At 59.5% G+C, this 6,202-nt stretch carries 6 protein-coding genes and 1 pseudogene; 1 reads left to right on the forward strand and 6 read right to left on the reverse strand.

From position 1 onward, the window contains the following. Positions 1-109: 109 nt before the first annotated feature. The gene (gene ahpF, locus AUK77_RS17635; RefSeq protein ID WP_296132376.1) at positions 110-1,663 is read left to right on the forward strand and encodes an alkyl hydroperoxide reductase subunit F; all 1,554 of its coding nucleotides are present in this window, start codon (positions 110-112) and stop codon (positions 1,661-1,663) included. 77 nt (positions 1,664-1,740) lie between these two features. Here ahpF and AUK77_RS17640 read toward each other — a convergent pair whose 3' ends face one another. The 6 genes and pseudogenes from AUK77_RS17640 to AUK77_RS17665 all read right to left on the reverse strand — a co-directional run. Next, positions 1,741-2,394 (reverse strand): HAD family hydrolase, encoded by a 654-nt coding sequence (locus AUK77_RS17640; RefSeq protein WP_296132379.1) that lies wholly within the window; start codon positions 2,392-2,394, stop codon positions 1,741-1,743. Next, on the reverse strand, positions 2,394-3,383 hold the full coding sequence (locus AUK77_RS17645) for an ABC transporter ATP-binding protein (RefSeq protein WP_296132383.1): 990 nt from the start codon (positions 3,381-3,383) through the stop codon (positions 2,394-2,396). Before AUK77_RS17645 ends, AUK77_RS17640 begins: the two co-directional genes overlap by 1 nt. Beyond that, complete coding sequence (locus AUK77_RS17650) at positions 3,380-4,174, reverse strand: ABC transporter permease subunit (RefSeq protein WP_296132386.1); 795 nt, start codon at positions 4,172-4,174, stop codon at positions 3,380-3,382. Before AUK77_RS17650 ends, AUK77_RS17645 begins: the two co-directional genes overlap by 4 nt. Beyond that, a complete protein-coding gene (locus AUK77_RS17655) occupies positions 4,161-5,000 on the reverse strand; it encodes an ABC transporter permease subunit (protein WP_296132391.1) in 840 nt (279 codons plus the stop codon). Before AUK77_RS17655 ends, AUK77_RS17650 begins: the two co-directional genes overlap by 14 nt. Next, a complete protein-coding gene (locus AUK77_RS17660) occupies positions 5,000-5,806 on the reverse strand; it encodes an alkaline phosphatase family protein (protein ID WP_296132389.1) in 807 nt (268 codons plus the stop codon). The genes AUK77_RS17655 and AUK77_RS17660 overlap by 1 nt, the downstream gene beginning before the upstream one ends. A gap of 55 nt (positions 5,807-5,861) precedes the next feature. Continuing rightward, positions 5,862-6,107: pseudogene (locus tag AUK77_RS17665) on the reverse strand (ABC transporter substrate-binding protein); the annotation flags it as partial. Between the last annotated feature and the right edge of the window lie 95 nt (positions 6,108-6,202).

Raw genomic sequence — 6,202 nt, forward strand, 5'->3', positions numbered from 1 at the left:
CTGCGCTTGAATCCTTTGGTGTGAGAGCCTGGATTCTACCGGTGGCTGGCCCTCTGCCTATCGTTTCAAGCGTTGCACTTATTCTATGAATTCAGGAGGACTATCCGCCATGTTGGACGCTAACCTGCAAACCCAGTTGAAGGCCTACCTGGAAAAGGTCACCCTGCCGTTCGAGATCGTCGCATCCCTCGATGACAGCGCGAAATCGCAAGAGCTGCTCGAACTGCTGCAAACCATCGTCGGCCTAACCGACAAGATCACCCTGAAGACTGATGGCAGCGACGCCCGTCGTCCGTCTTTCGCCCTTAATCGCCCGGGTGCCAATATCGGCCTGACCTTTGCCGGTATCCCCATGGGCCATGAGTTCACCTCGCTGGTGCTGGCGCTGCTGCAAGTGGGCGGCCACCCGTCCAAGCTGGACGCCGAGACCATTGAGCAGATCAAGAACCTTGAGGGTTCCTTCGCGTTCGAAACCTACTACTCGCTGTCCTGCCAGAACTGCCCGGACGTGGTGCAGGCGCTGAACCTGATGGCCGTGCTTAACCCGAACATTCGCAACGTCTCCATCGACGGTGCGCTATTCCAGGAAGAAGTCGAGCGCCGCCAAGTGATGGCCGTGCCGAGCATCTACCTCAATGGCGAAGTGTTTGCCTCCGGCCGCATGGACGTGAAGGAAATCCTCGCCAAGATCGACACCGGCGCGTCTAACCGTGATGCCGAGAAAATGAGTGCCAAGCCGGCCTTTGATGTATTGGTGATTGGTGGCGGCCCGGCCGGTGCGGCAGCGGCGATTTACGCCGCGCGTAAAGGTATTCGCACGGCCATTGCTGCCGAGCGTTTCGGTGGCCAGGTGCTCGACACCATGTCCATCGAGAACTTCATTTCGGTAAAAGAAACCGAAGGACCAAAACTGGTACGTGCACTCGAAGAGCACGTGCGTGAATACGAAGTCGACATCATGAACCTGCAACGTGCCACGGCCCTGATTCCGGCCGTTGGCGAAGGCGGTTTGCATGAAGTGAAGTTCGACAGCGGTGCCAGCCTCAAAGCTAAAACCGTGATCCTGTCCACTGGCGCGCGCTGGCGTGAAATGGGCGTGCCGGGTGAGCAGGAATACAAAGCCAAAGGCGTGTGCTTCTGCCCGCACTGCGACGGCCCGCTGTTCAAAGGCAAGCGTGTTGCGGTCATCGGTGGCGGTAACTCAGGTGTCGAGGCCGCGATTGATTTGGCCGGTTTGGTAGCCCACGTAACCCTGCTGGAGTTTGCCGACACCCTGCGTGCCGACGCCGTGCTGCAGAAGAAGCTCTACAGCCTGCCGAACGTGACGGTGATCAAGAGCGCACAGACCACTGAGGTCAAAGGCGACGGTCAGAAAGTCAATGGTCTGGTGTACAAGGATCGTGTGACTGAAGAGCTGCACACCGTGGCGCTGGAAGGCATTTTCGTGCAGATCGGCCTGCTGCCAAACAGTGATTGGCTCAAAGGCACACTGGAACTGTCGCGCTTTGGCGAAATCATTGTCGATGCCAAAGGTGCCACCAACGTTCCGGGTGTGTTTGCCGCCGGCGACGTGACCACCGTGCCGTACAAGCAGATCGTCATTGCGGTCGGTGAAGGGGCCAAGGCATCGCTGAGCGCGTTTGATCACCTGATCCGCAGCTGATCATTGGGCGAAATAAAAAACGGGCAACCTGCACAGGTTGCCCGTTTTTTTATGTGCGCTGTTTGTGCCGCAAGCGGTTAGCGCCAGCTGAGAATCGGCCAGCCGGCCTGTTCTGCGTGCGCGCGCAAGGTGGGATCAGGGTTGACCACGTGCGGATGGTCAACCACTTGCAGCAGCGGCAGGTCGTTGCGTGAGTCGGAGTAGAAGTAAGCACCGTCGAGCACTTCTCCCTGTTCCTTCATCCATGCCTGTAGGCGTGTGACTTTGCCTTCGCGGTAGGTCATCACGCCTTGGGTGCGACCGCTGTAGTGGCCGTGTTGCTCTTCCAGGTCGATGGCCAGCACGTCTTCGATTTTCAAGCGTGCGGCAACAGCGCTGACGAGAAAATGCGCCGACGCCGAGATCACCAGAATGCGGTCGCCGGCTGCGCGGTGGTTGGCCAGGCAGCGGGTGGCGTCGCTGTAGAAAATCGGCTCAATCACGTCCTCAACAAAGGGTTCGACGACATGCGCGACTTCTTCCGGCGTGCGCCCCACCAGCGGTGACAGAGTGAAGCCCATGTAGTCTTCCATGGCCAAGCTGCCCGCTGCGTATTGGCGCATCAGTTCTTGCTCGCGGGCGATAAAGCTCTCGCCATCGGCCCACCCGATTTTGACCATTTCCTGGGTCCACAGGCTGGCGCAGTCGCCGCCGATCAGGGTTTCATCAAGGTCGAAAATTGCCAGGGCCATCAGGCCACCTCACAGATTGCGTTGTCTTCAATGTTCAGGTTGATGCGCTGCCCGCTGGCGTGCAGGTCAGCGGCTGAGCGGTTGAGCACGTCCACCAGCAGTTCGACGCCACGTGCTTCTACGCGGTAACGAATGACGTTGCCGAGCAGGCGATGGCTGCGGATCTGCCCTTCGATGCTGCCATGGCTGGCAATCTGAATGGCCTCCGGGCGGATGGCCACGCGGCTGTTGATCGGGCGCAGCAGCAAGCGGCTGGCGACATCAGCATCGAGCAGGTTGTAGTTGCCGATAAACCCGGCCGCGAAGGCGTCCACCGGCGCGGTGTAGAGGGTTTCCGCGTCGCCGCTCTGGACGATTTTGCCGGCGTTCATCAGGAAGATACGGTCGCTCATGACCAGCGCTTCTTCCTGATCATGGGTGACGAAAATGGTGGTCAGGCCCAGTTCCTGTTGAATGCTGCGGATCTGTTCGCGCAGGTGTTTGCGAATCCGCGCATCCAGCGCCGACAGCGGCTCATCAAGCAGCAGCAAGCGCGGACGAGTGACCAGCGAACGGGCCAGGGCCACGCGTTGGCACTGGCCGCCGGATAATTGCTGCGGGTAGCGGCCGGCAAAATCATTCAGCTCGACCAGTTCCAGGGCTTCCTTGACCCGTTGATCGGCTTCGCTGCCCTTGACCTTTTGCATGCGCAGGCCGAAGGCGACGTTTTGCTGCACGGTCATGTTGGGGAACAGCGCGTAGCTCTGGAACACCATGCCGATGCCGCGCTTTTGCGGGGCGACGGGTACCAGGTCTTCACCATCGAGGACGATTTTGCCGCCATTGACCCCGGTTAAACCGGCGATGCAGCGCAGCAGGGTGGACTTGCCGCAACCGGACGGGCCGAGCAGGGTGATGAATTCGCCCTTGGCAATCTCGCAGTTGATGTCACTGAAAATCGCCGTGTCGCCGTAGCTTTTATGCAGGCCTTGGATACTCAGATAACTCATGATTTGTCCTTATTCAGGCGGTTGGCCGCCCAGGTCATCAGCAGCACGAACATAAAGTAGGAAATCACCAGCGCACTGGTGAAATGGCCGCTGTCGTTGCGCATGTTGTAGAGGTACACCTGCAGGGTTTCATAGCGGCTGCCGACCAGCAGGTTGGCAAACACGAACTCACCGAACAGGAAGCTAAAGGAGAGAAACACCGAGACCATCAAACCTTTGCGCAGGTTAGGCAGCACCACCATAAAGGCCGCGCGCCAAGTGCTGGCACCCAGCAGGTGGGCCGCGTCCATCAGGTCGCGCAGGTTGATCGCCTGCAGGTTGTTGCTGATGGCCCGGTACATAAAGGGCAGGGCGATGGTGAAGAAGCAGCCAATCAGAATCCATGGCGTGCCGAGAATCGGTAGCGGGCCGCCGGCGAACAGCTGCATCAGGCCGACCGAGGACACCACCGGCGGAATGGCAAACGGCAGCAGGATCAGCACGTTCATCACCCCGTCCAGTTTGGGGAAGTGATAACTGACGACAAACAGCAGCGGCAGAATCAGCACCAATGACAGCGCCAGCGCCGCCAGGCAAACCAGCAGCGAACGGCCGAATGCGGCGAGAAAGCGCGAATCACTCCACAGTTCCACGTACCACTTGAAGGTCAGCCCGCTAGGCAGAATGCTTGCCGACCAGCTTGTGGAAAAGGAGTAGAGCAAGGTGCCGAGCAGGGGCAGCATGAGGATCAGCAGCAGGCTGTAGACCACCAGTTGGTGGAACAGCGGTGAACGTTTTTCAGCGTGGGACATGGTAGCTCCGGCGCAGCAGCCATTGATGAACGATCGTAATCAGGGTCATCAGGCCGACCAGAATCATCGCCAGGGCGCTGGCCATGTTCGGGTCAAGGAAGATGTCGCCGGAAACCATCGCGGCAATCCGAATCGGCAGGATGTTGAAGTTACCCGTGGTCAGCGCATACACCGTGGCGTAAGCGCCGAGGGCATTGGCCAGTAGAATGACGAAGGTGCCGAGCAGCGCCGGGGTCAGTACGGGCAGGCCGATATGTCGCCAGAACGCCCAGTTGCTCGCGCCGAGCAATTGCGCCGATTCACGCCAGTCTTCACGCAGGGCGTCGAAGGCCGGGTAGAGCAGCAGCACGCCCAGGGGAATCTGGAAGTAGGTGTAAAGCACGATCAGGCCGGTCTTCGAGTAGAGGTTGAAGTCCTCGATGATCCCCGCCTGTTTGAGCAGGATGGTCAGCGCGCCGTTAAACCCAAGCAGGATGACAAAGGCAAACGCCAGCGGCACGCCGGAGAAGTTGCTGGTCATGTTGGAAAACGCCATGACGAAGTCGCGCAGCTTGCTGTCGACTTGGCGCAGCGAGTAGCTGCCGATGATGGCGATGACAATGCCAAACACACTCGACCAGAACGCCACTTCCAGGCTGTGACGCATGGCCTGGCGGTAAAACGGTGAGCTAAAGGCGTCTTTGAAGTTGCCCAGCCCCCAGCCATTGGCGCTTTGCAGGCTGTTGCTGGCCACCCACAGCAGCGGGGCAATCTGGAAGGCGATAAAGAACAGGGCAAAGGGCAGCAGGCACAACAGCGCCAGCCATTTGCCGCGCAGGGCAGGTATCACGATAAAAGCTCCCGGCAGACAGGTTTGTCGTGGGCCACGCCGAGCAATTCGCAGACGGTGCCGCATAGCTCCAGCTGTTTGGGCTGCGCGTTGGGGTTCAAACTGAAGGCGCTGCCGAGCACCAGCAGCGGCACTTCGCGTTCTTCTGGCAGCAAGCCGTTGTGGCTGCGGTCGTTGTTCATGCCGTGATCGGCGGTGACCATGATCTGGTAACCGGCATCGAGCCAGGGCTGAATGTACTCGGCCAATAACACATCAGCCATGCGCGCGCTGTTGCGGTATTGCGCGCTGTCGAGGCCGTGCTTGTGGCCGGCGTCGTCGATATTCATCGGGTGCACCAGCAGCAGGTTTGGCGCATGGCGCAGGCGCAGGCTTTCCGCATCGGCGAACAGGTGCGAATCCGGGTAATGATCGGCGTAGTAAAAGTGGCCGTACTGAATCGGCAGGTTGGCGTCGGCTGTATGACGGTCGCGGGCGGCGTGGAACGGTGAGCGGTTATACAGCTCGCTGATCCAGTGATAGGCCGCTGCAGCGGTGATCAGGCCGCCTTCGCGTGCGTAGTGGAACAGGCTGCGCTGGTTCGACAGGCGCGCTACATCGTTGTTAACGATGCCGCTCTCGATCGGCGTAACACCGGTCAGGATGGCTTCATAGAGCGGGCGTGACAGCGCGGGAAGTTCACAGTCGAGCTTGTACAGTGCAGCGCGTCCGGCCTGGCAGTAAGCCTGCAGATGCCCCAGCGCGTGCTGGGCCACCTGATAGCTCAAGCCATCCAGAACCACGAGGATGACGTTGTGCGACATGATTGAAAGCCTTAGCAACGAATCGGCCCCGGCGTGTATCCGGGGCCAGATTGCGTTAGTTCATATTGATGATGACGTGTTCCTGCCACAGGCGCGGCAGTGCTTTGGAGGTGGCCTCCCAGGCAGCAGCATCCTTGATCGGCTGCACTTTAGCGTACTGCTCTTGCGGCAGCAGCTTGGCTTGCACTTCGGCGGGCAGGGTCAGGTGCTCAGCGCGGATGGGGCGAGCATTGCCTTTGGCCAGGTTGATCTGGCCGGCGTCGCTGAGGATGTACTCACGGGTCAGCTTGGCCGCGTTAGGGATGGTCTGAAGTAGTTGTGTATTTCTGGCTGACTTCAGCCCCTGCCGATTTTAAAAGCGGCAAATCGATCAAAAACGCTCAGATCACCCGCTTA

The organism is Pseudomonas sp. Ga0074129, assembly GCA_001465025.1.
Lineage (GTDB): Bacteria > Pseudomonadota > Gammaproteobacteria > Pseudomonadales > Pseudomonadaceae > Aquipseudomonas.

Coding starts and splice junctions, on each gene's coding strand:
- AUK77_RS17640 (WP_296132379.1), bottom strand. CDS start 2,394: ATGGCCCTGGCAATTTTCGACCTTGATGAAACCCTGATCGGCGGCGAC.
- AUK77_RS17650 (WP_296132386.1), bottom strand. CDS start 4,174: ATGTCCCACGCTGAAAAACGTTCACCGCTGTTCCACCAACTGGTGGTC.
- AUK77_RS17660 (WP_296132389.1), bottom strand. CDS start 5,806: ATGTCGCACAACGTCATCCTCGTGGTTCTGGATGGCTTGAGCTATCAG.
- AUK77_RS17645 (WP_296132383.1), bottom strand. CDS start 3,383: ATGAGTTATCTGAGTATCCAAGGCCTGCATAAAAGCTACGGCGACACG.
- ahpF (WP_296132376.1), top strand. CDS start 110: ATGTTGGACGCTAACCTGCAAACCCAGTTGAAGGCCTACCTGGAAAAG.